Source organism: Lysinibacillus parviboronicapiens (assembly GCF_003049605.2).
Classification (GTDB): Bacteria; Bacillota; Bacilli; order Bacillales_A; family Planococcaceae; genus Lysinibacillus; species Lysinibacillus parviboronicapiens.
On record NZ_CP073713.1, the window covers coordinates 108,801 to 135,035 of the forward strand.

Below are 26,235 nucleotides of genomic sequence, written 5' to 3' on the forward strand. Positions count from 1 at the left end.
ACGGAACCATCAGTGGATTTAAAGCATAATGACATAAGCATTAATAATAGATATTTTAGGAATTGTAGGGCGAGAACCCACTGAAGGAGGAAATCAACGTTGAGTCAGACAACTGAGAAGCCATTCCAAATCGGCGATATTGTCATGGACAACCGCGTCGTTTTAGCACCAATGGCCGGAATTTGTAACTCTGCTTTCCGATTAACAGTTAAGGAATTTGGAGCAGGGCTTGTATATGCTGAAATGATTAGTGATAAAGGAATTGTCCAAAAGAACGAAAAAACATTGGGCATGCTATATATCGATGAACGTGAAAACCCCCTATCTTTGCAAATCTTTGGTGGAGATAAAGCAACATTAGTAGAAGCGGCAAAGTATGTAGACGAGAATACAACAGCGGATATTATTGATATTAATATGGGATGCCCTGTTAATAAAATCATTAAATGTGAAGCGGGTGCTCGATTACTTTTAGATCCAAATAAAATATACGAGATGGTAGCAGCTGTTGTAGATGCGGTAAAAAAACCGGTTAGTGTAAAAATGCGAATTGGTTGGGATGACCAACATATATTTGCTGTTGAAAACGCACAAGCTGTAGAACGTGCTGGTGCATCAGCCATAGCAGTGCATGGTCGTACACGTGTTCAAATGTACGAAGGTAAAGCGAATTGGGACATTATTCGCCAGGTAAAAGAAAACGTCTCGATTCCCGTGCTAGGAAATGGCGATGTGGAAACACCGCAAGATGCGAAGCGTATGCTTGAAACTACTGGAGTAGACGCAGTAATGATTGGTCGTGCTGCTTTAGGAAATCCATGGATGATTTATCGTACAGTGCAGTATCTGGAATCAGGTGAATTAAAAGAAGAGCCAGGTGTACGAGAAAAAATTGATGTGTGTCTACTGCACTTCGAACGTCTTATGCAATTAAAAGGTGAAAGTGTAGCCGTACGTGAAATGCGCAAGCATGCATCATGGTACTTGAAAGGTATTCGTGGTAACGGTAAAGCACGTAATGCTATTAACCAAACAGAAACAGCTGTAGCACTTCGTGCCCTATTAAACGAACTGGTGCAGGAATATGAGGAACGCGAGTCTAATCTTCTAATACCAACAGCGAAAGAAATGATTCTATAAAAGTAAAAGGAGGCACCTCTATTTGAGATGCCTCCTTTTTAAATGACAGTGATAAAAGAAGACTGATAGGTGCTTCTTTCAAAAAATTAATGTAAACTTTTAGAGTTAAGCTCACTAGACTTATCGAGAATATCAATTATTTGAATTATTAAATCATTTAGGCTCTTATAGAAATTAAACCGAAACAGATGAATACAGCATTAAAATTGTGTACAATAGAAATATTATGGACGTAAACGCGGACAAAAAGCCCGAGACCCCTTATTTATCAAAGGGTCTCGGGCTTTAAATTTACTAAATGATGCCCAAATGATGCCGAAACCTGAAAAAATCATGTTTTTTGAAGTTCTCTCATCAATTTGCCAAATTTTTCTGAGGCTTCTTTTTTTCTATCTTGAGTAACATGTAGATATATTTTTTTAGTTGTATCTTCATCATCATGACCTAATCGATCCATTATTAATTCTAACGGTACATCAATTTCGGCCAAAAGTGAAGTATGAGTATGTCGAAACGAATGGGGTGTTAGTTGTTTATTAAAATTCTGCATTTTATTCAATATCAACTTCATATGCCTGTTAACGATTCTTAAATACCAAGGATACCCCATGAATTCACCATAAAGACGTGAGAAAACGAAATCAAAATCTTTATAATGTCTTTCGTGAATGGTTTTAATCTTTTTTTGGTTTAACTGATGACCAATTAACAAAGCAACAAGTTCTTCTTCTATATCGATTTTACGAATGGATCCTTCGGTTTTAGGTGGTGTCAGTTCGAATTGATCGAATTTATTCTTCGGATTATAAAGTGTCTTTGTGATGTTGATGGTGCCTTGTTCAAAATCTATATCAGACCACTTTAATGCTAACGCCTCTCCTGGGCGCATCCCTGTCCATGCTAACGTGTTGAAAAATACATAATCACCTATTTTACCACTCTGATAACAAACGTCTAAAAAAGCCTTTAATTCATGTTTTTCAAAGTATGTATCGGTGATGGCCTCGTTTTCAATTTCTTCGACAGTTTTTATACGTTTTGGAACAATTGTAAATTCTGTAGGGTCATCTAGTATGATTTTCTTCTCTCGTGCGTATTTGAATACTTGTTTAGCGGTGCCATGAACATTTGTCAAAGTGTTATAAGATAACTCCTCATGCAGTTTAAAAAGGAATTTTTGATAAACGTCCTGAGTTAGATTTTGAACTTTAACATGTCCAAAACCTTCAAAAAGTTTATCTAAATGGTAATCCTTCGAACGGATAGTACTGTTTTTTACGCCACTTTTTACATAACGTTCAAACCATTCTTCTCCTAGATTACGAAAGGTTGCTTTATTTTTAAAATCTAAATTCCATTTATCTATTTCGTATTCCATAGCTCTAGCAGCTTTAACAGCATCTTTTTCTTTTAGAAAACCTCTTTTAACAATACGTTCTCGTTTTCCAGTAGTGGGATTTGTACCATTTTCAATTACATACATCCACCGTTCTTTCCCATTCTGTAATTCATATTTTTGAATAGAAGCCATACAATCTCCTCCATTATTAACTAACTGTATATTCTTATATTTATATTTGCTGATTGAAAATGGTTATTTAAATACTGGTCTAATCGTTTTTCAGCAAACCAGTATTCAACATTAAAAGTTTTCTGTATTAAGAAAATAGCTTTTTCTTTGTTTGAAGGTAGAACAATTTTATTTAGCATAAATGTTGGAACACATGCGTGATACATAAAATTGTTAGCTTTCCACTCTTGATACTCCCTAAACAAAGGAGGGGATTTTGCTTGATTACCAGAGTGTTGAGTTCCGTGACATAGTTCATGACCAAACTCCTGCCACTGTTCCTCTCTTGATAATCTAGTGTCTATAAAAATTACATTACCAATATTGGTTGAATCAAATGGTGAAAAGAATAAAGAAAATCCAAGGCGCGTTGCGATTATTTTTAAATCTAAATGTTCTGGCCTAGTTACACCAATACTTATATAAAGGTCTCTAATGTAATCTTCTAAGTGAGTATAAACAAAAGTCATAGTATCCCTCTTTTGCAAACGTATGTTCTGTTTATAGTAACAAAAAAATCCACCACTGAAAAGGCGAATTTTAAAATGTCTGGAAAGTCTACATAAGAATGTAAAATCACTTCTTATTTTCTTGTTGTCGTTTTAATACTTCGTAGAAAACTTCAAATTGTTCTAATGCATCAAGTAAATTTTCAGGTTGGTTTTTAAAGAACAAATCTTCTCTATTTAAAAAGAAATCAATAACTTCCTTTTGGTATGCACTCAGATTGTTGTAATCATCATCTGAGATGCCAGCTTGTGTATGTAAAGCTTCCCTATTAGCAGTTCTACCTAAAAGGTAATCCACAGATACATTATAAAAGTCAGCTAATTTACTTAAAGTATCAAAGTCAGGTTGAGTAGATGATGTTTCATAACGAGCATATGTTGATCTATTTATCATAAGGCGTTCAGTTAGTTCTTTTTGAGATAAACCTTTTTCTGTTCGTAGCTTTTTTAATACCTCGCCATATTTCATGCAGTACGCTCCTTTCTATTGTTTATATTATAAGTGAATTTTTTGCACAATAAATAATTTGTGAAAAAACTACACAAAAAGTATTGACTGTGCAAAAAATGCACGATATACTATGTGTAAGAAATGCACAAAGGAGGTACTGATATGTTTCCTGAAGTTTTAAAGAAACAACGAAAGATACTTGATTTATCACATGAACAAGTAGCTGTGTTAATCGGTATAGAACGTTCATATTATACAAAAATAGAAAATGGTCTACGTCCAAGTGTAAAAGTTGCACAAGCAATAGGAAAAGTTTTAGGCATAGACTGGACGATTTTTTTTAGTGAAATCTGTGCAAAAAATGCACAAATGACGGCTTGAACATCCTTATATCACCAATCTGCTGCTAATTTATCAGATATTGGAAAAAATCAAAAACTGGAGGTTTTATCATGAATCTAGTAATCATTCAAAATAGACAAGCTGTAACTACATCGTTACAAGTTGCAGAATCATTCGAAAAACGTCACGACAATGTTTTGCGTGAAATTGAGGGTCTCCTCAAAAATGAGGAAGCCCATAATTACTTCCGCGAAGGCACCTATGAACATCCACAAAATAAACAACAATATCGCATGTTTTATATGAATCGTGATGGTTTTACTTTATTAGCAATGGGTTTCACCGGCCAAAAAGCTATCCAATTCAAACTTGCATATATCCAAGCATTCAACGAGATGGAACGGCAACTAATGCAACCAACAACTGCCGAATTAATAGCCATGATGGCACAGCAAGGTGTTGAACAAGAACGCCGTTTAAATGCTGTAGAAGAAAAACAATTGCAATTAGAAACAAAGCAAGACAATATTGCTGAAATTATCGCACTTAACCCGACTGAATGGCGCAAGAAGGTTACGAATCTCATTAATAAGATAGCTCTTTCACGCGGTGGATTCGAGGCATACCGAAATGTTCGCAATGAAAGTTATCAAATTTTAGAAGAACGAGGTCGTTGCAAGCTCGATATTCGCTTAAGTAACCGTAGAAAAGAAATGGCTTTAAACGGAATTACTAAATCTAAGTTGGATAAAGTAACAAAACTTGATGTTATTGCTGACGATGCACGATTAACTGAAATCTACCTAGCAGTCGTTAAAGAAATGGCTATCAAGTATTCAATAAACGCAGAAGGGTTGGGAGCTTAATGTTAGAGCTACTAAGAAAACAAACACTATTAACTGAATCATTTGGTATTTCTGTTGATATCAATAAAGATAACGCTCTTGCGCTGGTTGAATTAAATGAAGTACAAGAAACTTCAAAAAATAATTATGAAGAAAAACCTGGTGTAACAATCTCGCTTGATTACGAGGAACTAGATGAAATCATCGCCGTTCTTCAGTATACAAGTGACCAGCTAAAACGTGGTGATAACGAGTTTGCAATTTAAATAAAGACAGGAGGGTTATTATGTTTGACCCAAATTTCATATCTAATATTTTCGAAAAAATACGACTAATTATACGCGAAGAAATTGAACGAGTTTTTAAAAATATTTCGATCAACAAATACCCTCACATGTTGAGACAAGAGCACCTTTGCGAAATATTTCAGTGTGAACGTAATGCAATTTATAAATTAACCAAGATTGAAACCTTCCCTAAGTTTGAACACATACACGGAAGGTATCCAAGAGATTTAGTTTTTGAATGGATTGAACAAAATACGAATCAGGTTCAATCAATTAATAAGTTAAGAGCAAGCTAGGAGAGGCCAGGGCAAATGGCCTCGTCAAACTACCAATCTAGTAAGAGGTTGGGGCAAATCAACCTCTTATCACTATATTAAGTTAACTTGGTAGAAATTAGTATTCGATTAATGAATATATTCGAAATTGGAATAAAGGGGCAAAGAAATATGGTTACAGATTTTGCGAAAGTCGGAAAGATGCTAAAGAAATTCCGCATCGATGCAAATATTACTCAGGAGGAAATGGCGGAGCGATTAGATAGTACACAATCAGCTATCAGCAAATTAGAAAGTGGCAGAAAGACAATAGATATTTTCACCTTCGCTTCATGGTTGAAAATTACCAATTCGGAGCTTGCTGGAACAGCAATGATGTTTGGAATGGAAATAGCAAATGTTATTACACACTTATCACAAACAGTACCAATGTTTATAGGAGGATTTTTCAATTGGATGCTTTAGAAAAATTAAACCAACAGATTAGTAGAGAAATAACTTGTGTCGATGATCTAACTACTGAAATCAGAATGCTTACACGCAAAGGTCAAATCAACATAGCAAAACAACTAGAACAAGACCTACATAATTCGTTGATACAACTAGAAACACTTCATAGACAAAAAGGGTTATGGGCAACTGTTGAAGCTCTTAATAAAGATGGGATATTAGCGAAGGTGGTGAATAAGGTTGTGGAAATGGCTTGATAACTATTTTTACTTACCGGAAGAAGATGTATCAGAGTCACACAAGAAATTTTGTATCGGTGCGTTGATAACAACGATAGTTATCGGAGTGCCAGTGATTGTCACATGTTGGCAATAAAAAAGCTGCTTAATCGGATGCAACGATTAAACAGCGGATACAACATATACAAATCTATTATAACACAAATTACGACGTTTGCGAGTCGAAACTCGCTCTCGTCAAGCAGTTTGTAAATGGTTGGTTAGCCGTTTCCTCTAAGGAATTTACAAGCTGCTTGATGGGACTAGCAATCTACTTATATAAACCGAGCGGAGTACGCCAAGACGGGTAAATTTAAGCCCTGAGCGACAGCAATAGCCAACGCCATGACGTGTTGTAAGTAGATTGGTGGTTATGCCATCAGAAAGAAGGTGAGAACATGAGCGTTGCACCATTTAAGCACAAGATGAAAGAAATCCGTATTGAAACGGACGTATTTGAAGAACGATTTAGTGAGTACGACATCATCAGCGAGTTTAACGGAATCATACTCACGCTAGTAGCAGTTGAAGATAATGTTCGCTTCACATCTTATGTAACAGCTTCATACGCTGAAGTATTACGTAAACAGATGGAGGCGATTGCGTGAACTTACTTGTAGAAAATCCGATTGTACTTGGTCGCATTGAGTATCCAGTACCTTCATATGAACCTACTATTTCATTTGATATGTACGACGATTTTGGGAGTTTCATAGCTTGTAGTGAAATTTATTTTGAAATCGGTGATGCAATAGTACACATCGACAACATCAGTGATTACTTGGTTGCTGGATATAGGGATGATTCAACTTACGATATGTCTGATTCAGAGGTTATAGCTTACGTGGAGGAGCATTATGGTTTTGCTCATACAAAAAAATAATCCTATCCGGTGCAACGGAAAGGATTGATTGTGGCCCATGACCTAAATATTTCTTAGATTATAACGCATGGGCCTCATAAATACAAATGCAAAGGAGGATTTCAATGAACCGATTACAGGAAATCGAATTATACGAACTTAATGAAATGCAACCACAAGAAAAACAGATATTCGTCATTAAGGATATTGATGGACTGAATTGGGTATTACGAAAAATCAATGCAGCCAATGCAAAATTGAATGAAATTAAATCATTGGCTGATGCAGAACGAGAGCGCATTAATGCTTGGGAGAAAAGGGAAAGTACTGGTTTGGTTAGTGATATTACAATCTTTGAACAAAAAATAATTGAATACCATTCACATGTTCTAACAAACGATTCTGAACGAAAAAGTATTGTGACTCCATACGGTAAGGTGCGATCCATAACGAACGAAGCACAGCCAGAAAGGCTAGACGATGAAGCTTTATTCAATTATGTAGTGGCTAATAAATTGCCTTACGTAGAAGTAAATACCTCTCGAAAATTACAGTGGGGCGAACTCAAAAAAACATTAAAGGTAGTCCAACAAGGTAATGAGGAAATTGTAGTGGATGAAAATGGACAAGTTGTACCAGGGGTAACAGTAAAACCTCGAACGACAACATTTAAAGTGGAGGTGGATGACTAATGAAAAAGTCGGAATCAATCGCAGCGTTAGCTAAAGCGTTATCGCAGTTTCAAGCAAAGGTAAAACAGCCTCTTAAAGACAAGGACAACCCTTTCTTTAAATCTAAATATGTACCTTTAGAAAACGTCGTAGAAGCCATTACAGCGACTTCCGGAGAATATGGATTATCGTTCATCCAATTCCCTTTAAATGACCCAAATGGACGTGTAGGAGTGACAACCCTACTTATGCATGAATCAGGTGAGTGGATTGAATCAGAACCAATATTCGCTACTCCTGCTAAACAAGATGCACAGGGTGCTGGTTCGGTTATTACTTATTTGAAACGTTACTCGTTGTCAGCGTTATTTGGGATTACATCAGATGAAGATGACGATGGTAACGGTGCAATTCATGACGAACACTCACAGCAAAGTAGCCAAGCACAACAACAAAATCAACAACCATATCGTAGCAATATTCAAATGCCGACAAACCCACAAGAGGCCGGAGCTATTCAATTGGCCTTTGGTAAGCATAAAGGTAAAACACTTGGACAAATATGGCGAGAGGATATGTCTTACATTCAATGGCTGGTGGATAGTGAAAAAACTGATGTTGCTATTCGAGAAGGTATTGGCATGATGCAAGTTGCTGCGGCTCAACAGCAAGCACAACAAAAAATGCCACCACAGGCGGTATAAATGAATAACGTACCACACAAAGTCCTTCTGCCTGCTTGGATATTCGAGCAGGCGAAGGATAACGACGAAATTAGACGCTTGGTGCTTCGATACATGACTAGATACCCAAACTATAGGGTGTTGAAGGTTAGTGGTAGTTTCGCGGTCTGTGAGAGGGAGCAAGGGCTTTTATAGGAGGGCAACAGTGAACCGATATAGACAAGATCAAAAACTAAATTTAAAAGTTCAGTATTACAAAGGCATCCCATTACAAGTTATTCAAAGGGCTTATAAACATGCTAAAGCAAAAAGATTCACGTTGAATGGTACAAATCAGAACGTTTGGATACCTAATAAACATCTTGAAGCTGATGGGACCTTGAAGGTTGGAGAGAACATTGACTATATTTTCAAACGTTCCTATAACCAATTGAAGTTATCAGGCGTGGTATGGGACCCGAGAGATGGTTTGTATTATCTGTTGGCTAAGTAGTAGCAGAGGCAACAGGCAAGATGATTTTTATACCTTAAAACGAAAGAGGGAGAATTAAATGGACTTAAATAAAATGGTGATGGATAGTTTAGCGAAAATGCAATCAGAAGGAAAGGTTCAGGAGATTGTTGATAAACACGTAGAATCAACTGTAAATGATGTTGTTAAAGACTTATTTGGAAGTTGGAGTGACTTTTCTAAAGACCTTAAATCTAAAGCTAAAGAAGCACTACAAATTAATTTTGATGATTTAAATTTACCAACATACAATCATTTAATTTTACAGGCTATTAAGGACAAATTAGATGATGAGATTACAAACCAAGGCGTTGCCAAAATAAAGAATCAAATTGAAGGTCTGTTATCTGACTCGAAACGAGAGTACAAATTATCAGAAATTGTTAAAGAGTTAAAAGAGGAAATTGAAGATTTAGATGAACTAGGTTATGAAGAAAGCCATGAAATGACGCTTCACATAGACAAGCCTTACGGAGCATGGTGGATTGCTTTAGACGCAAGAGAAGATATTAGTGAATATGATTGCAAATACAGATTGCATGTAGATGAAAGTGGTAAAGTTTACTCGATCAAAATCAATGAGAAAGATTTTGGAAGAAATCGCTCAATTGATGAATTTGACATCAAAGCTGTTATGAAAGGTCTAAGTGGGCTGGAAGAAACATTATTCAAAATTTATGCGAGTGGTGCAAAACTTGTTATTGATGAAGAGAATTGCGATTTAGAAGTATCTAATCCTGAATACGATTAATGTGGATTTCCTGAATAAGTCTGTGACTAAAAATTTGAATATTGCGAATATGGAGGGCTAGATATGGAAAACCCGATAACAGTAACAATGCCAATAGGAGAATACGAAAGGCTGAAATGGATAGAACGTACCCGTGAAAATTTGATAAGAACTTTAAAACACTGCATGGAAATAGAACATGCGGAACCTGACAAAACAAACCTTATAATCCGTACTGCCGAAGTGGTAGAACTAGTTGCTTCTTATAACGATTACGAATATGAACTAAAGCATTTTGACGAGGTTATTGTACAACCATACAAAGGTCAGGAGGATGAGAAACATGTCTAAATTAAAAGTTGAAGGTATAGCTACATTGAGAGCTGGTTATTCAGTTGAGGTTCCGTATACAGAAGAACAATGGGAGGCGCTAAGTGAGAGGAAACAAAATGAAATTTTAGATGCTGCAATTGATTGGTATGAAGTAAGTCGTAATGCAGAGGTTGATGACATCGATGTATACGATTACCAAAAAGTTGAGGAATAGCATTTAGGAGGGGCGAGGGCAAATGGCTGAAATCACTTGGATTAAGCTACGTACAGACATGTTTGATAACACTAAAATCCGTTTGATTGAGAAGCTACCAGAGGGCGATACAATCTTAGTCATTTGGGTGAAGTTGTTGGCAGCTGCGGGCAAAGCAAATTGCAATGGTTACATCATGTTAAGTGAAAACATCCCAATGAATGTTGAAGAAATGGCCGTTATATTTGACCGTCCATTAAATACTGTCAGATTGGCTTTAGAGGCATTTAAGAGATACGGCATGGTAGAAGTCGATGAAAATGAAATCATCCGTATTCACAACTGGGAGAAGCACCAAAACGTTGATGGAATGGAGAAAATCAGACTTCAAACGGCTGCTAGGGTTGCGAAACATCGTGAGAAAAAGAAAGCTGAACAAGCTTTACCGTTACCAAAAAACGATGATAACGATACATGTAACGTTACAGTAACGCAAAGTAACGAAACAGAACAGACTAAGACAAGACTAGATAAAGACTTAGATATAGATAAAGAGAAAGACATACAACAAACAGTTAGTCAGTCGTCCGTTTCATCTCAAAAATTATTTACTTTCTTTACAACAAGATTGAACCGTTTCCCAAGTGAGCAATTAAGAGAGGACATTAATTTCTACTTAGAAACTTACAACGATGCTGATTTAATTATCGAAGCATTTAACAGATCACTAGCAGATGGTCGTGTAAAAGCTAAAGAAAAATACGCTTTAGGCACATTACGCAACTGGAAACATGAAGGTGTAACATCTATCGAACTATTAGCTAAAAAGGAGGCGCAGCAACTTGGAGGCAATCAGCACAACACTACAACAGATGATGCAAAAAAATCCGCAAATCGAGCAGAACAGGAAAGACGCGCTAAACTCGCTGGACTTGGATAATATCACTTGTATTACAACACCTAGCGATAAATGTCCTAAAAGTCTGTGTGATGGTAGTGGCTTCCGTTGGTTTGTTGACTACCACAAAAAGATGAATCCTGACTATTACTTTAATGAAAAGCGTCGGTTGCAACAGGAGATATATGCAGCAGAACAAAGTGATGACAACACTAAAGCGAACGAGTTGAACAAACAACTCAAAGAAGTTACTAAAAATCCTGAATGGCAAAAACCTTGTGAGTGCTACCAACAGAAGATAAAAGAACAAGAGATTGCTAAAAAACTTGACTTGTCGGGCATTCCAACCATTTTTAAAGGCGTCATGCTAAACGATTTTAAAACGGATATATACCAAAGTGAAGTAGATCGTACAGCAGCCAAGCTTGCTAGAAAAAGCGCTGCTAACTATGTTGCTAATTACGAACAAATGAAAGCCGCAGGCAAAGGCCTTTACTTCTACAGCGAAATTAAAGGTTCGGGTAAAACACGTATTGCTTCAAGTATTGCGAATGCATTAATCAATTTGTATGACTTGAACGTGGTTTTTATAAAAGCTGCTGATATTTCACTACAGGTCCGTAAGACATTCAAAAAGAATGAATCATCTGAACATGAAGTGCTCCGAGCATTTAAAGAAGCTGATGTGTTAATCATTGATGACTTTGCAGTTGAAAATAATACAGATTACATGGAAGAGCTACTCACTAAGATTCTTGATTACCGCATGGAGCAAAAGAATATCACCTTGATCACATCGAACATCATGCAGGATGACATCGACAATTTATATAAAGCTGGCCGTGTGAAAAGTCGTGTGAAAAAGATGTGCTATGAGGTCATCATGCCAGAAGAATCGATACGTGACGAAGAAGCAAAACGTGAGAATGAATCACTGGAACATATTTTATTTGGATAAAGAGGGGCGCACAGCCCCTTGATTGGAGGGTGAAGGGATGGATCTTAGGAATCTTATTAACGATTTTACAGAGGCAGCTAAAAAACTTGAAAGAGAGCAACATGAAATTGAAATGGACAAGCTTATGAGTGAACTCGAAGCATTTAACATAGCTAACGCCATCGATACAGCTTTGGCAACAAAGGACCGTGTGGCTTTTGAAAAATTGGTGGGGGTGAATGAGTGATGGATCAAAAACAGTTTGATGCTATTAAAGAACGAACAAAAAACACAACAGAAGGACCATGGGAAATGCGAGCTTCATTTGATGGCGATTACGTGGTTGTAGGTGAAAATCCTATTCCGCCTATTGCAACGTATTTATTCGACTACGATGCCGAATTTATAGCTCATGCACGAGAAGATGTGCAAGCGCTTGTTGCAGAGGTTGAACGATTAAAAGCTGATAGAGACCGATGGTTTAAACGTGAGTCTAGTTTACAAAAAGAAATCGAACGTTTACAGGTGATTGAAATTGAAACAGATAGTAAATTGTGTGAACAGAAAAAAGAAATTGAACAACTACAAAAATCAATTACATGGTACGACCACGAGCATAGCAGGTTACACAATATCGGTGCTGAAACAGCTTTAGAAAATGAACGGTTACGTGAGGCACTAACAAAAATCATGGAAGCCGAAGCACCAATCATGGAAGGTTGGGAAACATCTACTTACGAAATCGCACGTCAGGCACTAGGCGGTGATGCTCATGAATGAACAATTTCTAATCGATCAAATCATTCTATACCTTGGTCAACACCAACGTTTCGGTGGCAAATACAACGAGATTATGGCGTACAAACGATTGGATCAGTTAAGAGCTTTAATAGGGCTGAAAGATGCTGATGAGGCTACGGATTATCTCATTATGAAAATGGAAGGGGCGATGGCTGCATGAGTAGAGAGATTAAGTTTCGTAAAGGCGACATCATACACAATCGCTATGCAGGCCATCCATCAATCAAATATTTTATCTACTTAGGTGTTTCTGGTAGATACGTAAATGGTCTTGAACTACGAGAAGGTGAAGGCATTAAGAAGTGTCAGTATTACAAAAGTTCTATGAATGAAATGTTAGATGGCAAGCCGCCTTTCAAGTTGTTGGACATACAAATGCTTTTGATGTGATGAAACAAGATTTATTGAAGTTTATTCAGGAGGAAACAGCATGATCAATCGTGTCGTATTAGTTGGCCGACTTACAAAAGATCCAGAATTACGCTATACCCCCAATGGAATTGCATCATGTCGGTTTACAGTGGCAGTTAATCGCACATTCAGCAAAGAGGGCGAAGAAAAGCAGGCAGACTTCATTAGCTGTGTAGCTTGGCGTAAACAAGCCGAGCACCTAGCAAACTTCATGAAGAAAGGTAACTTAATTGGTTTGGAGGGCAAAATCCAAACAGGTAGCTACGAGGGGCAGGCTGGCAAACGTATATACACTACTGATGTTGTAGCCGACAGCATCCAATTCTTAGAGTCAAAAAACAGCACAGGAAGCTCTCAGGGAGCGCCAAACTATCAATCTAGTACAAATACAGGTGGAACGTATCAAGGCGGTTCACAAGGGCAATATGGCGGTCAAAATAAACCGCTAAGTTATACAAGGGTGGATGAAGATCCGTTTGCAAATTCGAAGGCACCAATTGAGGTTGATGAATCAGATTTGCCTTTCTAAAAATTGAATATAGAGGTGATTGCTATGGGCAACGTTGATAAAAAGATTATCAAAGCTCGAACAATGGCTGAACTTAATAAACTATTTAACATAGACGCATCGAAGGGTTGGTACGCTGCTAGCGATGTAAAACATTTCGATGAACAGTACGGGTACCAAGTTCTTGTATACAGACAAAAAATGAAAATAGGCAGGGTGAGTGTATGAGTTTGCAAAATATTATCGATGCACAAAAAGAGTTGGATGCGAGAATCATAAAAGAAAAAGGGCTAGAGGGCAAGGATTTAGTAGCCAACACATTTTTAGCCTTAAAAGTTGAATTAGCTGAGTTTGCTAACGAAGGACGTTGGTTTAAACATTGGAGTAATGATCAGGAGCCGAGAACAGCAGTCATTTGTCTTTGTGTAATGTGCCAAGGTACAGGTGATGAGAATTATGAAATGGTCCAGGAAGATGCGGAATCGGGCACTAAACATGAATTCATGAAATGTGAAGAATGTAATGGTACGGGTGAAATCGGTGAAAGAAATCCGTCGCTCGAAGAATACGTCGATGTTGTTCACTTCTTTGTCTCTATCGCTAATCAAAAAGGCTGGGAAGACACGCTTTGGGTATATGAGGAACAACTTGATCCAGATGAATTTGATGGTGATTTAACAAGTTGGTTCTTGGAAATGGATTACTTCTTAAGCATGGCATACATCAGAAAATTTACAGAGGAAGAAGAAACTAAGTGTAAAGAGACATTTGGATATTTAAATAACGAATGTTGCTTTAGAACAGCTTGGATTTTGTTCTTAAACATCGGTATGAATGGCTTTGGTTTCACATGGGAGCAAATCGAAGAAAGCTATTATGAAAAAAACAAAATAAATCATTTGAGACAAGACACTGGTTACTGAGGTGCAACGTGAAAGAATACGCACTTTACAAAGGTGAACAGATGGTTGCTATAGGAACAGTGAGGGAGATAGCTCAAGACCGTGGTGTAAAACCATCAACAATTAGGTTTTACCAATCTAAAGCTTATCAAGGACGTTCGAAAAGCGAAGTAAATAACAGATTACAACTCATTAAACTTGAGGATTAAATACACGCTGCTGGTAGAACAACACTATCAAGTTTTATCAGCAGACTTCTAAGAGTGCTAACAGGAGGGCAAACATGAGTAAAGCTAAATACGGCAACAAAAAGGTTATACGTGATGGAATTGAATTTGATTCAGCAATGGAAGCGAAATATTATGATTACTTGAAACACCTACAAGCACAAGGAGTTGTGGCCTCCATTGAATTACAACCAAGATTCGTACTATTGCCGAAGTTTGAGAAGAACGGCAAGAAATTTCGAGAAATCGGTTATAGTGCTGACTTTACAGTTCATTATGCAGACGGTCACACAGAAGTGGTTGATATTAAGGGAATGGTTACGCAGCAATTCGAATTACGAAAGAAGTTATTTGAATATCGTTATCCGCACGAATTAAAGCTTTTAACGTACTCAAAGATTGATGGTGGTTGGATAACTCACGATGAACTTAAAAAGGCTAGGAAAGCACGTAAAGACCTGAAAAATAAACAATTAATTAATGGGTAGGTGACTATCGAATGCTCAAGAAAGTTAAAGGCAGATACATCTTATTCTCTCAACAAGAACACGAAATGGTGCAACTGGATTTCACGCATACACAAATCGAAAAATTCATTGGTATGTGGGAAGCTGATTTCTCTATCAATCTGATTTATCGAAAGTTGAATATTCATAAGGTTAGTGCAGCTCTTATCGCTATGGATTTGGAGTTGCTAGGTGTAATAAAGCCAAGGAAGCACGGGTTAATTGGTAAGAGGTTAGATGGTGATTATGATGATTGGTTTGAAGGATTTAAAAAGAATAAAGAATCAGGGTTGTTATGGAAAGAGAAAATGGTTAGTTGAAAGATATTTTGCAGGAAGGAGTAGATGAATATGAGTAATAACTCATTATGTTGTGATTATTGCGAAGTAACACATTTCGAAATGCCAATTATCGAAAAGCCGAAGCGATTCTGTTTAAACGTTAAGATTTATGACTTATCACCAATTAATACTGATGGCCGAGCAGTAGATAACATCTGCCTAGAATGTTTGAAAGAACAAATTGATAACTACGGTATTTAGCAAATACTACTAAACTTTAGAAAGAAAATGTGCAGCTATTAAGCTATCGAGCTTACTATTATCAAACGTACATTAAAATGATAAAAAACATAAGAAATCAGTGCAGTACTTGTTTGTTTTAAGCATAAAAATAACAAAAATAAAGGTGGGAAAGATATGCAGAATATTCACGTTCAACATCAAAAAGCATCAACAGGTAGTATAAATCAAACAGCTAATCCATTGCAAAAGGGCGATATAGTTGATGTTTTGAATAAATATTATGACCCAACTACTATAGGTGATTGGGTTTACTCAGTAAGAGTCTTGAAAAGTAGTAATCCTGAAATAATGGAATATGAATTAAACGGTATCAGATTGGTTGCTTGTTATAAGGTTGATATTTTACCAAGTCACTAATGAACAATATGAGCATAGTGTCAGAAAGATATTGTGCAGAAAAAAATGCGGTAATCGAAATCTACCGCATTAAATTCTCTTTTAATTTTATTGCTTCATTCACAATTCCCTTATGATATAAGCTTGGATTAGAAATTATTTTTTCAACGATTCCTAAGGTTTCTTTTTGAATCTGTGTAAATTTATTATTTTTTATTTCAAATTCAATTAGATATTCATTCCAAAATTTATCAAATTCTTTATGTGAAATTTTCATAACCTATCACTCCTTTGAAGAAAAGCTGCAGCTGTCAACTAGCGCCACAGCTAAGTGTGTGCGATACACTCAATACTAGTGTGTGCAAATTTAGGTTACCTATACATTAAAAAAGCCGTAGCAATTTGAGGGAAATGTAACATAAAAAAGCCACAGCAAAGGGAGTGACTGTGGCTTTAAAACAATAGAGAAAAATTTATAACAATATATATTTTGTACACATTTTGTTTGTTTATGCATTAAAAAAGCCGCAGCGTATGACGACGCTACAGCCCAGAATTGGTTCATGCCCTTTGATTACTAGTATTATAACAGGAGGCTACCAATATGGGCAAACATGGGCAAGTATTAACATTTACACAGGACAAGCTAGACGCAATGATTACGGACTACCACTGGATGGTTAACGCCATCAAAGAAATGCGAGCAGAAATGGTTGTCGGGGCAAAAACGGCACAATACGGCATCGAAGCTACATTACCTAAAGCAGTAGGCGGCGTAGGTGATCCAATTATGCAGGAGGCTATTAGACGCTCAAAGAACATCAAGCGTGTTGCAGAGTACGAGAAAAAGCTATTAGAGGTTCAAAATCGGGTCGATCGAGTTGCTGGAGACAGAGAAATGCAAGTGCTTAATTGGATGTTAGACGGCAAGTCACAACGTTGGATAGGTCAACACATGGCTTTATCAGCAACGAGCATTAAACGTATTAAGGATAACATTGTAAAACAGATGATGGCATGATGTAGGGGCCTTGTGCCCCTATTAAAGAAAATACACAGGAAAGGAAGAAGGTTAAATGACGATTAAATTTATTACAAGAAATGAAAAAGGAGTATTACAACAAAATTTAGCTTATTGGGATATGTTTAAAGAGGAATTATTTTCATTGGCTAAGAACGAAAACGAGTTGGAGTTTATCGGTCAGCTTGTGGAAGATTTACAACATGAATATGAAGAAAAATTAGAAGAAATGGAAGATTAACTACTGCACGTTTTGAGTGCATGTTACAAATGTGATAGATGTTACAAACGTTATATATGTTACACATTAGGTATTTAAAAATTAATCTTGTAAACTGAAGGGGAGGTCGGACAGGTAAATGTTTCTTCTCTTGGTATTTATCAAATCCTAATTATTAGGGAAAGACAGACCGACGACCGACCTGCGCCCCATAAACACGTTCGGGGCATGACAAACACGGCCGGCCCATATTTTTTAAGAGATTAGGTATCTAAATAATATAAAGGGCAAAAGGAGCTGATTAATATGTGAACTTCGTCCACTTTCCAAATATTTTTCAGTCAAACTTACTTAAATAAAACTTACCCTTTTGGGACAAGTGCACGGAAATGCACTATAAACTAGAATACAATTCTGCTTGCAATAATAAACACGTCCAGCTCAACGTGTGTGAGAAATGAGCTATCGACAACTAAATAGGTTTACCACAATAGACGAGCCTTCATCCTGAGCGGGGATGAGGGTTTTTATTATGTCAGGTTCACCATGCACCAGAGCTAGGGAAACGATAGTTCAATATGAACCAGCGACTTTTATTTTGAAAACTGCATCAAACAGCCAAAACCTTACGAGATGAGAGGGCCGAGTTTGGTGTGGTTTTGAGAGCAAAATATATACATATTAATCATCTTCTAGTTTATTATTGAGAGACGGAGGTGATTATATGAATTTTGAACCGAAATATTTAATTAGATGGGGAATTCCTGGATGGATTTTCACACTAACTATAGTGCCTTTTTTAACTGTAGTATTTTCAGAATCATTACCGCAAGAATTTATAGAGAAAAACATCTTTGTCGTAGGTACTACAGTTGCTTTGATAGGGGTACCTGTAGGTTACTTTTTAAATCAGTTACAATTCTTAATTACTTGGGTTATCCCGAAAGCTTTTAATAAAAGCTGGGAGACTTACTTTGACAACGAGTACAAAATAAATAGCCGATTTAAAGATAATCAGGAATATAAAGATAGGTATAGGTACCTTTTAGCTAAGAAGCATGAGGTTGGCTCTATTTTATCTGGTTTCGGTTTATCTACAATGATAATATTTATGATTAATTTAGTTCAATTCTCTAGTGAAGTTTTTAATTGGATTTACTTTTTAATTGTATTATTACTTTTCGGAGCATGGGGATGTCTTTTTCTATATGCTTCACAGAATATACTTCACTATTCGAAAAAAATAGAAGAAAACTAGATAACATCCTTCGGGATGTTTTTATTTTGCCCTGAAAAGTGAGTATCGAGCAGAGTTTCCTCCTCCCCTGACTATTCGGTACTTGCTTTTGAGAGTGAAATAATACCTAAAGTTTTTAGTGCTGAATGATGTATTTTGTGCTATTTTGTTAATGAGGTGATTTTATGGGAGAAGATACTACAACGAATTTTAATAATCCCGTTAACAGAACACCAAATAACGAGCATGATAGACTTAACAACAGGAAACCCATGAATAGCGCAAAAATCACTAAAGAATGCGTTGACCGATTGATTGAGGATATTGATAAAACTTTGAAGGCGTCTAAGTGACGTCTTTTTCTTTTGACTAAAACAAGCAACTAGCATAATGGGGTGATGCCATTGATTGAACGTAAATTAACTGTAAAACAACAAAGCTTCGCTGATTTCTATATTGAACTAGGAAATGCCACAGAAGCTTATTTAAAGGCATATCCAAACGTGAAGAAGGAAGCAACTGCTAGGGCGGCAGGAAGTCGAATGTTAACAAATGTTAGCGTGAAATCCTATATAGATAATCGCATGGAGGAATTGAAATCTGAGCGTGTGGCTGATCAACAAGAAGTAATGGAGACGCTAACCGCCATCCTTCGCGGCGAGGCAACTGCTGCAACGTTGAGAAGTATTGATGTTGGTGTACAAAAGATTGAAGAGAACATGCCTCCTAGTATGCAGGAACGTTTAAAAGCTGCTGAATTAATAGGTAAGCGCCATGGGTTATGGGTGGACAAACAAGAGATCAATGCCAACATAACTCCTGTATTCGTTGATGACATAAGTGGTGATAGTAATGGCAGTTAAAAAGTTATCCGAATTACTACCACCAGCATTTCATTCAGTTTGGCGAGCATCGATAAATCCGGACATACTGAATATTGTTTGTAAAGGTGGTCGTGGTTCGGGTAAATCATCTGATGTAGCGCATATCATCGTACAGTTACTTATGCGATACGCTGCCAATTCAGTAGGCATACGTAAAGTGGATAACACTATCGAGACATCTATATTCGAGCAAATGAAGTGGGCCATCAATGAGCAAGGTGTAGCGCATCTCTTCAAAATCAACAAGTCACCTATGCGGATAACTTATATACCACGTGGCAACTACATGATTTTCCGAGGTGCACAAGATCCTACTCGTATTAAATCGTTAAAGAGTGCAAACTTTCCATTTGCCCTTGCGTGGCTTGAGGAATTAGCTGAATTTAAAACAGAAGAAGAAGTAACGACCATTACCAACTCACTCTTACGTGGCGAGCTTGGCGATGGTCTTTTTTATAAGTTTTTTTATACGTATAACCCGCCAAAACGTAAACAGTCTTGGGTGAACAAGAAGTATGAGAGCTCTTTTCAACCTGATAACACGTTTGTACACAAGTCTACTTACATCGATAACCCTTTTATCTCAAAACAGTTTATCGAGGAAGCTGGGGCGGCTAAACAGCGTAATGAATTGCGTTATCGATGGGAGTATCTTGGAGAAGCAATAGGGAGTGGTGTTGTGCCGTTTGATAATTTACAAATTGAAAAAGGTTCTATAACTGACGAAATGGTAGCGTCGTTTGATAACATCCGAAACGGAGTCGACTTTGGATATGCTACAGATCCATTGGCATTTGTCCGTTGGCATTATGACAAAAAGAAGAATGGTATCTATGCTATTGATGAAATATATGGCGTGAAAATCAGTAACCGAAAACTCGCTGAGAAATTGAAAGATAAAGGTTATCAATCAGACCGTCTAGCTGCTGATTCAGCGGAGCCAAAGTCCATTGCTGAATTGAGAGACGAGTTACAAATCCCTCGCATTTACGGGGTTAAGAAAGGCCCTGACAGTGTTGAATATGGCGAGGAATGGCTAGACGATTTAGATTTCATTTGCATCGATCCATTACGCACACCAAACATAGCACGAGAGTTCGAAAACATCGATTACCAGACTGATAAAGATGGCAATCCAGTTCCTCGCTTAGAGGATAAGGATAACCATACTATCGATAGTACGCGTTATGCATTCGAAGAAGATATGCGTGGTAGCACATTCAGTTTTGATTAGAAAGAGGTGAGAACATGAGCTATTTTCCGTACCAGGGTGCCGTTACAGACACAGACGTCATCAACGAAAACATAATAAATGGTGCAAATAGTGTTATAACTGACATCAAATGGCTTGAAAATGAGATTAATAAGTTTAAAAGGTCAGAGAAACGAAAATGGATACTGATAGGTGAAGCTTACTATGAGGGCAATCAAGAAATTCTAGAACGTAAACGTTGGGTCATTGGTAAAGGCGGGCGTTTAGAGGTAAACGATAACCTACCTAATAACAAGATACTAGATAACCAATATGCTAAGCTAGTTGACCAAAAAGTTAACTATCAACTCGGCAAACAAATAACAATTGAAACAGAAAACAGTGAGTACTTAAAGAAACTACAAAACATTTTCAACAAACGATTCCATCGTACATTAAGAAGCATTGGTCAGGATTCCTTGAATGGTGGTATCGGTTGGCTTTATCCGTTATACGATGAAAATGGTGAGTTTGCCATAAAACGATTTCCTCCACACGAAATCATTCCGTATTGGAAGGACTCAGAGCAAACAATTCTCGACTTCGCAATTCGTTTGTATTCTGTGAAAGAATACGAGGGCAATAGTGAGGTTGTAGTGGAAAAGGTAGAGGTTTATAGCGCCAACGGAGTAGAACATTATCAGTGGTTTGCAGGGCATCTTGTACAAAATGTCACAAAGACTCTGGTATCCTATATTACTATCAATGATGGTGAAAATGAATTAAGTATGAATTGGCAGCGAACTCCTTTGATTCCGTTTAAATTCAACAACAAAGAAATCCCTTTAATCAAGCGTGTAAAATCGCTACAAGATGGTATTAACATCATGTTAAGTGACTTTGAAAACAACATGCAGGAAGATGCTCGAAATACTCTTCTAGTGCTTCACAATTATGATGGGCAAGACTTGGCCGAGTTTAGACGCAATCTATCCGTATATGGCGTGGTTAAAGTACGGTCAGATGCTGTTAAAGGTGGAGTAGACACACTAACAGTTGAAGTAAATGCTGACAACTACAAGTCTATCTTATCATTGTTTAAAAAAGCCCTGATTGAAAATGGCCGTGGTTATGACGCCAAAGATGATCGCATGGCAAATAACCCTAATCAATTAAATATCAGAGCCATGTACAGTGAGATTGACCTAGACGCTGATGGTATTGAAACTGAGTTTCAAGCATCCTTCGAGGAGTTGCTTTGGTTCATTAATGTCCATTTAGCTAACACAGGTCATGGCGATTATGAAGGGGAATATGTAAATATTATATTTAATCGAGATATCCTGATTAACGAGATGGAAGTAGTCGAGGTATTAAATAAATCACCTTACTTGTCTGAAGAAACAAAAATAGCACAACATCCTTATGTAAAAGACGTACAACAAGAAATACAACGAAATAAGAAAGAGCGCCAGGAACGTATAAATGAGTTCGACGGCTATGATGATCATTTTAAGGCTATAAATTCAAAGTCTGGTGATGACAATGACAAAGAGTAGAGAATACTGGCAAAAACGTTTTGAAATGTTGGAGCAAGCGCAACATCAAAAGAGTGCAAGCTACTACAAAGACCTTGAGAGAGCCTATATTCTAACCATGCAAGAGTTTGAAAAGGATATTGCTAGATGGTATCAACGCTTTGCAAAGAATAATGAAATAACGCTTGATGAAGCTAAACAGCTCCTTAAAAGTGATGAATTACGTGAGTTTCGATGGACAGTTGATGAATACATTGAATATGGCAAAAAGAACGCCATTAATCAGAAGTGGATGAAACAACTCGAAAATGCTTCTTCACGTGTCCATGTAAGCCGTTTAGAGAGTTTACAACTACAACTTCAACAATATGTTGAAAAGCTGTATGGTGGTCAAATTGAAGGCTTCGAGCGTTTAATGAAAGAGACATATCAGTCGCAATACTATCAAACGGCATTCGAAGTACAGAAAGCTTTCGAGGTTGGCTTTACATTACAGGCTCTTGATGAAACAAGGCTAACTAAAGTAATTAGCAAGCCGTGGACTGCTGATGGTCAAACATTTAGTCAAAAGATATGGCGTGACCGAAATCTGTTGCTTGATACATTGCATACAGAGCTTATCCAGTCGATGGCTCGTGGTGAAGCACCTAACCGAATGATTAGTTCAATTGCTAAAAGAATGAATACTTCACGTTCCAACGCTGCTCGTCTAGTTTTGACTGAATCAGCGTTTTTTAGTGCTTCAGCACAGAAGGACGCTTATAAGGAATTGGATGTTTTAAAGTACGAGGTTATCGCAACCTTAGATTTCAAAACAAGTTTTATATGCCAGTCGATGGATGGAAAGGTTTTTAACTATGATGACTTTATGCCAGGTGTGACAGCAAATCCGTTTCATCCACGATGTCGAACAACTACAGCTCCATATTTTGAGGATGATTATAGCGAAAGAATTGCTCGTGATTTAGATGGCAAAACGTATACTGTACCAAGCAATATGAAGTATGAAGAATGGTATCAAACGCAGGTTGAAAAACATGGCGAAGAAAAGATTGAACGCAATAAGAAGATGCAACGCAATCAGAAAACAGATAAAGAACAGTATAATAAATATAAAAATATACTTGGTCAAAATGCACCTAAATCTTTTGAAGATTTCCAAGATATTAAGTATAGTAATGGTAACGAGTGGAATAAACTACAAGATAATTTGTATGTTAGATCAAATCTCCAAAACGGAACTTTCGGGAACTTGGTTAATCCGGAAAAACAAGCACCGCATATGGACTCTACTCAAACAGAGGGGAAAAGTTATTTCTTCGATACAGTGGATGTACAAAAGATTCTAGACCAATATGCAGGTACAGGGATTGTGGAAAAAGATCGTAATGGAAATAGAACTGTAAAAGAAGTGATTGTGTTAGATCAAATTATTGGTGTAGCTGTCTCTAATAACGGAACTTACGAAACCAACAAAATAAAGATTCATCACTCAAAAAAACGGACGCATTTAGTACCAATAAGACCAGAATAAGGGGAGGATAATATGGATATCTTCTATGATTCAGGGAAAAAAATTAAAGTTACTTTTATCGATGACCAAACTTTGGTTGGGATAGTTGATCATTGGACTTCAGCAAATGATAGTGAAGACGGCATTCAGGAATTAACTATAAAGCCTATTGATGGTGAGCTTAAAGATCAGTTAGTTAATTTCAATGAAAATGAAGTAAGTACAATTGAAATTATCAAGTAGGCACTTAACCAATAAAAAAGGTTAAGTGCTTTTATTATGCTTTTTTTCGTCTTTTTAGCGCTTGTAGACGTTAAAGAACAAGTGTTTAATACCTTAACAGGTCGTTGCCTGTAAAAAACGAATTAGGAGGAAATACAAATGAAAAAAGAAGATTTAATTGCAATGGGATTGAGTGAGGAGCAAGCTGATACTGTTGTTGGTAAATATGGGACAATGATTCCAAAGGAGCGCTTTGATGAGGTCAACAACGCAAAAAAAACACTAGAAGTTCAAGTGAAGAATCAAGAAACTCAGTTGAAGGATTTGCAAGACAAGGCCAAAGGTAATGAGGAACTCCAAACGACAATCACTGAATTGCAGCAGGCTAACAAGACAGCTAAAACGGAATATGAACAGCAATTGAAAAACGAGCGTATGAGTGCTGCACTAAAATTGTCATTACACAGCAAAGTACATGACGTTGATTTAGTAGCTGGCCTCATTGATAAAACAACAATTGAATTAAGTGAAGATGGAAAAGTCACTAAAGGACTTGATGAGCAACTTAAATCGTTGCAAGAATCAAAGTCCTTTTTATTTGTGCCAGAAAAGCAACAACCAACATTTAGAGGATGGAATCCTGCTGGTGGTGCTGACAATGGCGCAGGTGCAAGTGATGTGGGGTCTAACTTCGCAAAGATGGCGAATGAAAAAGGCTCGAGTGATACAAACGACAACCCATGGGACTAAACAATAAGGAGGGCTATGTATGCCATATGTAAAACCAATTGAAAAATTTCAACGTGTAAATTTCTTAGCATCATCAAAGGTACAGTCATTCACGTATTTAGTGAGTGATGCAGGTGTAACGGCTGACGCAAATGGAAAGAAAATCGTTAAGGCAGGTACTATCTTGCCTAAAAATGATGCTACCGCAGAAGGTATCTTATATACCGATGTCGATGTATCAAACGGACCGCAACCAGGTTCATTGATTGTGGAAGCTTACGTTTTAGAAGATCGTCTACCAGTTGCTCCAGATGTAGCAGCCAAAACAGCATTAAAAGAAATTAAATTCCAATAATTGGAGGGAAATCATTATGCCAGACATTTTAGAGTTATTTGGTCAAAAAACAGTATTAGATTACATGAAGGAACGAAAATATCAAAGCTATGGCGTGGGAGAAGCTCTTTTCCCAGAAGTTAAACACGACACACTAGAATTTGAGTATCTTGTAGGTGCTAACGAACTCCCTGTCATTGCAAAAGTACACTCATTTGATACAGAAGCAGAAATCGGCTCATTAGATGCAGCTAAACAGGTGCTAGAGGCTGCTTATATCAAGAAAAAGTATCAAATTACTGAAAAGGATTTAATTGCATTACAATTCCCACGAACTGCACAGGAGCAACAATACCTGATGCAACGAGTATTTAATTTAATCGACAAAGCAGCCAATGATGTTCGTGCTAGTGTTGAATTAATGCGTATGCAAGCATTGAGTACAGGTGAATTGAAATTAGCGTTGAATACAGCAGATGGCACACCGAAGACTCTTACAGTTGGCTACGGAGTACCTACAGACCATAAAGAAGCACTTGCTGGAGCAGACCAATGGGGTTCAGGTACTGAGGATATTTTAGGGGACTTAGAACGTTGGTCTGGCGCGCTAGATATTACGCCAACTCGTGCGTTAACATCCAAGAAAATTGCAGCTCTTATTTTACGTAATCCGAAGATTATCGGTTACTTATATGGTGCAGGTTCTGCTCGTGTGGCGAATTTAACAGATTTAAATGCTTTCTTTGCACAACAAGGTTTACCTACTATTGCTGTATATGAATCAAACTCAAACACGAAATATCGTGAGCAAAACGCTGATGGCACATATACAACAAAGAGTTTCTTCCCAGATAACAAATTCGTTATGTTTGGTGATGGACAACTTGGTGAATCGTTGTACGGACCGACTCCTGAGGAATCACGCCTTATCCGTAGTGGTTCTGACGTTGAAATGACTACCATTGGTAAGGTAATTGGAATGGTATACGAAGAAGGGAAAGATCCTGTTTCAACATGGGCAAAAGCAGCAGCTACAGCAATTCCTTCATTCCCTGAGGCACAAAATGTATTCCAAGCGCAACCAATTGCATAAGGAGGCTATTTG

General features: G+C 37.2%; 44 protein-coding genes. 40 read left to right on the forward strand and 4 right to left on the reverse strand.

Annotated elements, in window-relative coordinates; genetic code table 11:
- Positions 1-99: 99 nt before the first annotated feature.
- Positions 100-1,140, forward strand: coding sequence for a tRNA dihydrouridine synthase DusB (gene dusB, locus C9J31_RS00525; protein ID WP_107950869.1), 1,041 nt, complete (start codon positions 100-102; stop codon positions 1,138-1,140).
- Positions 1,141-1,471: 331 nt separating this feature from the next.
- Here dusB and C9J31_RS00530 read toward each other — a convergent pair whose 3' ends face one another.
- The 3 genes from C9J31_RS00530 to C9J31_RS00540 all read right to left on the reverse strand — a co-directional run bounded on the left by C9J31_RS00530 (position 1,472) and on the right by C9J31_RS00540 (position 3,688).
- Positions 1,472-2,671 (reverse strand): site-specific integrase, encoded by a 1,200-nt coding sequence (locus C9J31_RS00530; RefSeq protein WP_107950871.1) that lies wholly within the window; start codon positions 2,669-2,671, stop codon positions 1,472-1,474.
- 20 nt (positions 2,672-2,691) lie between these two features.
- On the reverse strand, positions 2,692-3,180 hold the full coding sequence (locus tag C9J31_RS00535) for an ImmA/IrrE family metallo-endopeptidase (RefSeq protein ID WP_107950873.1): 489 nt from the start codon (positions 3,178-3,180) through the stop codon (positions 2,692-2,694).
- 106 nt (positions 3,181-3,286) lie between these two features.
- Positions 3,287-3,688, reverse strand: a complete 402-nt coding sequence (locus C9J31_RS00540) for a helix-turn-helix domain-containing protein (RefSeq protein ID WP_107950875.1) — start codon at positions 3,686-3,688, stop codon at positions 3,287-3,289.
- A gap of 144 nt (positions 3,689-3,832) precedes the next feature.
- Here C9J31_RS00540 and C9J31_RS00545 point away from each other — a divergent pair, with 144 nt between their 5' ends.
- The 28 genes from C9J31_RS00545 (at position 3,833) to C9J31_RS00675 (ending at position 16,261) form a co-directional block, all read left to right on the forward strand.
- Positions 3,833-4,051 carry a helix-turn-helix domain-containing protein gene (locus C9J31_RS00545; RefSeq protein WP_107950877.1) on the forward strand — a complete coding sequence of 73 codons (219 nt, stop codon included), beginning with the start codon at positions 3,833-3,835 and terminating at the stop codon, positions 4,049-4,051.
- Positions 4,052-4,122: 71 nt separating this feature from the next.
- Positions 4,123-4,878, forward strand: a complete 756-nt coding sequence (locus tag C9J31_RS00550) for a Rha family transcriptional regulator (protein WP_202973813.1) — start codon at positions 4,123-4,125, stop codon at positions 4,876-4,878.
- Positions 4,878-5,123 (forward strand): hypothetical protein, encoded by a 246-nt coding sequence (locus C9J31_RS00555; protein ID WP_107950880.1) that lies wholly within the window; start codon positions 4,878-4,880, stop codon positions 5,121-5,123. The genes C9J31_RS00550 and C9J31_RS00555 overlap by 1 nt, the downstream gene beginning before the upstream one ends.
- 20 nt (positions 5,124-5,143) lie before the next feature.
- Complete coding sequence (locus C9J31_RS00560) at positions 5,144-5,440, forward strand: hypothetical protein (RefSeq protein ID WP_107950882.1); 297 nt, start codon at positions 5,144-5,146, stop codon at positions 5,438-5,440.
- Between the two features lie 150 nt (positions 5,441-5,590).
- A complete protein-coding gene (locus tag C9J31_RS00565; RefSeq protein WP_193767137.1) occupies positions 5,591-5,884 on the forward strand; it encodes a helix-turn-helix domain-containing protein in 294 nt (97 codons plus the stop codon).
- Positions 5,872-6,126, forward strand: a complete 255-nt coding sequence (locus C9J31_RS00570) for a hypothetical protein (RefSeq protein ID WP_107950885.1) — start codon at positions 5,872-5,874, stop codon at positions 6,124-6,126. The genes C9J31_RS00565 and C9J31_RS00570 overlap by 13 nt, the downstream gene beginning before the upstream one ends.
- Positions 6,110-6,244: a hypothetical protein gene (locus C9J31_RS23905; RefSeq protein WP_274520192.1), complete on the forward strand. Its 135-nt coding sequence runs from the start codon at positions 6,110-6,112 to the stop codon at positions 6,242-6,244. Before C9J31_RS00570 ends, C9J31_RS23905 begins: the two co-directional genes overlap by 17 nt.
- Positions 6,245-6,545: 301 nt before the next feature.
- The gene (locus tag C9J31_RS00575; RefSeq protein ID WP_107950887.1) at positions 6,546-6,755 is read left to right on the forward strand and encodes a hypothetical protein; all 210 of its coding nucleotides are present in this window, start codon (positions 6,546-6,548) and stop codon (positions 6,753-6,755) included.
- Positions 6,752-7,030 carry a YqaI family protein gene (locus tag C9J31_RS00580; protein ID WP_107950889.1) on the forward strand — a complete coding sequence of 93 codons (279 nt, stop codon included), beginning with the start codon at positions 6,752-6,754 and terminating at the stop codon, positions 7,028-7,030. Before C9J31_RS00575 ends, C9J31_RS00580 begins: the two co-directional genes overlap by 4 nt.
- Positions 7,031-7,134: 104 nt before the next feature.
- Positions 7,135-7,701, forward strand: coding sequence for a host-nuclease inhibitor Gam family protein (locus C9J31_RS00585; RefSeq protein WP_193767138.1), 567 nt, complete (start codon positions 7,135-7,137; stop codon positions 7,699-7,701).
- Positions 7,701-8,384 carry an ERF family protein gene (locus tag C9J31_RS00590; RefSeq protein ID WP_107950893.1) on the forward strand — a complete coding sequence of 228 codons (684 nt, stop codon included), beginning with the start codon at positions 7,701-7,703 and terminating at the stop codon, positions 8,382-8,384. The genes C9J31_RS00585 and C9J31_RS00590 overlap by 1 nt, the downstream gene beginning before the upstream one ends.
- 184 nt (positions 8,385-8,568) lie before the next feature.
- Positions 8,569-8,856: a hypothetical protein gene (locus C9J31_RS00595; RefSeq protein WP_107950895.1), complete on the forward strand. Its 288-nt coding sequence runs from the start codon at positions 8,569-8,571 to the stop codon at positions 8,854-8,856.
- A 58-nt stretch (positions 8,857-8,914) separates the two neighbouring features.
- Positions 8,915-9,625 carry a hypothetical protein gene (locus C9J31_RS00600; RefSeq protein ID WP_107950897.1) on the forward strand — a complete coding sequence of 237 codons (711 nt, stop codon included), beginning with the start codon at positions 8,915-8,917 and terminating at the stop codon, positions 9,623-9,625.
- A gap of 63 nt (positions 9,626-9,688) precedes the next feature.
- Complete coding sequence (locus C9J31_RS00605; RefSeq protein WP_107950899.1) at positions 9,689-9,955, forward strand: hypothetical protein; 267 nt, start codon at positions 9,689-9,691, stop codon at positions 9,953-9,955.
- Complete coding sequence (locus C9J31_RS00610; RefSeq protein WP_107950901.1) at positions 9,948-10,151, forward strand: hypothetical protein; 204 nt, start codon at positions 9,948-9,950, stop codon at positions 10,149-10,151. Before C9J31_RS00605 ends, C9J31_RS00610 begins: the two co-directional genes overlap by 8 nt.
- Positions 10,152-10,173: 22 nt before the next feature.
- Entirely contained in the window at positions 10,174-11,070 is an 897-nt protein-coding gene (locus C9J31_RS00615; RefSeq protein WP_107950903.1) for a phage replisome organizer N-terminal domain-containing protein, read from the forward strand.
- Complete coding sequence (locus C9J31_RS00620) at positions 10,973-11,986, forward strand: DnaA ATPase domain-containing protein (RefSeq protein ID WP_153062540.1); 1,014 nt, start codon at positions 10,973-10,975, stop codon at positions 11,984-11,986. The genes C9J31_RS00615 and C9J31_RS00620 overlap by 98 nt, the downstream gene beginning before the upstream one ends.
- A 37-nt stretch (positions 11,987-12,023) precedes the next feature.
- Positions 12,024-12,212: a hypothetical protein gene (locus C9J31_RS00625; protein ID WP_107950907.1), complete on the forward strand. Its 189-nt coding sequence runs from the start codon at positions 12,024-12,026 to the stop codon at positions 12,210-12,212.
- Positions 12,209-12,745 carry a hypothetical protein gene (locus C9J31_RS00630; RefSeq protein WP_153062541.1) on the forward strand — a complete coding sequence of 179 codons (537 nt, stop codon included), beginning with the start codon at positions 12,209-12,211 and terminating at the stop codon, positions 12,743-12,745. Before C9J31_RS00625 ends, C9J31_RS00630 begins: the two co-directional genes overlap by 4 nt.
- The gene (locus C9J31_RS00635) at positions 12,738-12,926 is read left to right on the forward strand and encodes a hypothetical protein (protein ID WP_107950909.1); all 189 of its coding nucleotides are present in this window, start codon (positions 12,738-12,740) and stop codon (positions 12,924-12,926) included. Before C9J31_RS00630 ends, C9J31_RS00635 begins: the two co-directional genes overlap by 8 nt.
- Entirely contained in the window at positions 12,923-13,156 is a 234-nt protein-coding gene (locus C9J31_RS00640; RefSeq protein WP_107950910.1) for a hypothetical protein, read from the forward strand. Before C9J31_RS00635 ends, C9J31_RS00640 begins: the two co-directional genes overlap by 4 nt.
- Before the next feature lie 40 nt (positions 13,157-13,196).
- The gene (gene ssb / locus C9J31_RS00645) at positions 13,197-13,706 is read left to right on the forward strand and encodes a single-stranded DNA-binding protein (protein ID WP_107950911.1); all 510 of its coding nucleotides are present in this window, start codon (positions 13,197-13,199) and stop codon (positions 13,704-13,706) included.
- 203 nt (positions 13,707-13,909) lie between these two features.
- Positions 13,910-14,608, forward strand: a complete 699-nt coding sequence (locus tag C9J31_RS00650; RefSeq protein WP_107950913.1) for a dUTP diphosphatase — start codon at positions 13,910-13,912, stop codon at positions 14,606-14,608.
- An 8-nt stretch (positions 14,609-14,616) separates the two neighbouring features.
- Positions 14,617-14,796, forward strand: a complete 180-nt coding sequence (locus C9J31_RS00655; protein ID WP_107950914.1) for a helix-turn-helix transcriptional regulator — start codon at positions 14,617-14,619, stop codon at positions 14,794-14,796.
- Positions 14,797-14,870: 74 nt separating this feature from the next.
- Positions 14,871-15,302, forward strand: a complete 432-nt coding sequence (locus tag C9J31_RS00660) for a DUF1064 domain-containing protein (RefSeq protein ID WP_107950916.1) — start codon at positions 14,871-14,873, stop codon at positions 15,300-15,302.
- 11 nt (positions 15,303-15,313) lie between these two features.
- On the forward strand, positions 15,314-15,640 hold the full coding sequence (locus C9J31_RS00665) for a hypothetical protein (protein ID WP_107950918.1): 327 nt from the start codon (positions 15,314-15,316) through the stop codon (positions 15,638-15,640).
- A gap of 30 nt (positions 15,641-15,670) precedes the next feature.
- Entirely contained in the window at positions 15,671-15,862 is a 192-nt protein-coding gene (locus C9J31_RS00670; protein WP_107950920.1) for a hypothetical protein, read from the forward strand.
- A 156-nt stretch (positions 15,863-16,018) separates the two neighbouring features.
- Positions 16,019-16,261, forward strand: a complete 243-nt coding sequence (locus C9J31_RS00675) for a hypothetical protein (RefSeq protein WP_107950922.1) — start codon at positions 16,019-16,021, stop codon at positions 16,259-16,261.
- A 61-nt stretch (positions 16,262-16,322) separates the two neighbouring features.
- Here C9J31_RS00675 and C9J31_RS00680 read toward each other — a convergent pair whose 3' ends face one another.
- Positions 16,323-16,517: a hypothetical protein gene (locus C9J31_RS00680; RefSeq protein ID WP_107950924.1), complete on the reverse strand. Its 195-nt coding sequence runs from the start codon at positions 16,515-16,517 to the stop codon at positions 16,323-16,325.
- Between the two features lie 327 nt (positions 16,518-16,844).
- Here C9J31_RS00680 and C9J31_RS00685 point away from each other — a divergent pair, with 327 nt between their 5' ends.
- From C9J31_RS00685 to C9J31_RS00735, 11 genes are all read left to right on the forward strand, one after another.
- Positions 16,845-17,261 (forward strand): LuxR C-terminal-related transcriptional regulator, encoded by a 417-nt coding sequence (locus C9J31_RS00685; RefSeq protein ID WP_193767139.1) that lies wholly within the window; start codon positions 16,845-16,847, stop codon positions 17,259-17,261.
- 55 nt (positions 17,262-17,316) lie between these two features.
- Positions 17,317-17,502 carry a hypothetical protein gene (locus C9J31_RS00690; RefSeq protein WP_107950926.1) on the forward strand — a complete coding sequence of 62 codons (186 nt, stop codon included), beginning with the start codon at positions 17,317-17,319 and terminating at the stop codon, positions 17,500-17,502.
- 703 nt (positions 17,503-18,205) lie between these two features.
- On the forward strand, positions 18,206-18,739 hold the full coding sequence (locus C9J31_RS00695) for a BA5345 family protein (protein ID WP_107950928.1): 534 nt from the start codon (positions 18,206-18,208) through the stop codon (positions 18,737-18,739).
- A gap of 383 nt (positions 18,740-19,122) precedes the next feature.
- Positions 19,123-19,581: a terminase small subunit gene (locus C9J31_RS00700; protein WP_238602182.1), complete on the forward strand. Its 459-nt coding sequence runs from the start codon at positions 19,123-19,125 to the stop codon at positions 19,579-19,581.
- Positions 19,571-20,836 (forward strand): PBSX family phage terminase large subunit, encoded by a 1,266-nt coding sequence (locus tag C9J31_RS00705; protein ID WP_107950932.1) that lies wholly within the window; start codon positions 19,571-19,573, stop codon positions 20,834-20,836. The genes C9J31_RS00700 and C9J31_RS00705 overlap by 11 nt, the downstream gene beginning before the upstream one ends.
- Positions 20,837-20,850: 14 nt before the next feature.
- A complete protein-coding gene (locus tag C9J31_RS00710) occupies positions 20,851-22,353 on the forward strand; it encodes a phage portal protein (protein ID WP_107950934.1) in 1,503 nt (500 codons plus the stop codon).
- Positions 22,340-23,866, forward strand: a complete 1,527-nt coding sequence (locus C9J31_RS00715) for a minor capsid protein (protein WP_193767140.1) — start codon at positions 22,340-22,342, stop codon at positions 23,864-23,866. Before C9J31_RS00710 ends, C9J31_RS00715 begins: the two co-directional genes overlap by 14 nt.
- A 12-nt stretch (positions 23,867-23,878) precedes the next feature.
- The gene (locus C9J31_RS00720; protein ID WP_107950936.1) at positions 23,879-24,088 is read left to right on the forward strand and encodes a hypothetical protein; all 210 of its coding nucleotides are present in this window, start codon (positions 23,879-23,881) and stop codon (positions 24,086-24,088) included.
- A gap of 138 nt (positions 24,089-24,226) precedes the next feature.
- Positions 24,227-24,817 (forward strand): phage scaffolding protein, encoded by a 591-nt coding sequence (locus C9J31_RS00725; RefSeq protein ID WP_107950938.1) that lies wholly within the window; start codon positions 24,227-24,229, stop codon positions 24,815-24,817.
- A 19-nt stretch (positions 24,818-24,836) separates the two neighbouring features.
- Positions 24,837-25,151, forward strand: a complete 315-nt coding sequence (locus tag C9J31_RS00730) for a hypothetical protein (protein WP_107950940.1) — start codon at positions 24,837-24,839, stop codon at positions 25,149-25,151.
- Positions 25,152-25,167: 16 nt separating this feature from the next.
- Complete coding sequence (locus tag C9J31_RS00735) at positions 25,168-26,223, forward strand: major capsid protein (protein WP_107950942.1); 1,056 nt, start codon at positions 25,168-25,170, stop codon at positions 26,221-26,223.
- The last annotated feature ends 12 nt before the right edge of the window (positions 26,224-26,235 follow it).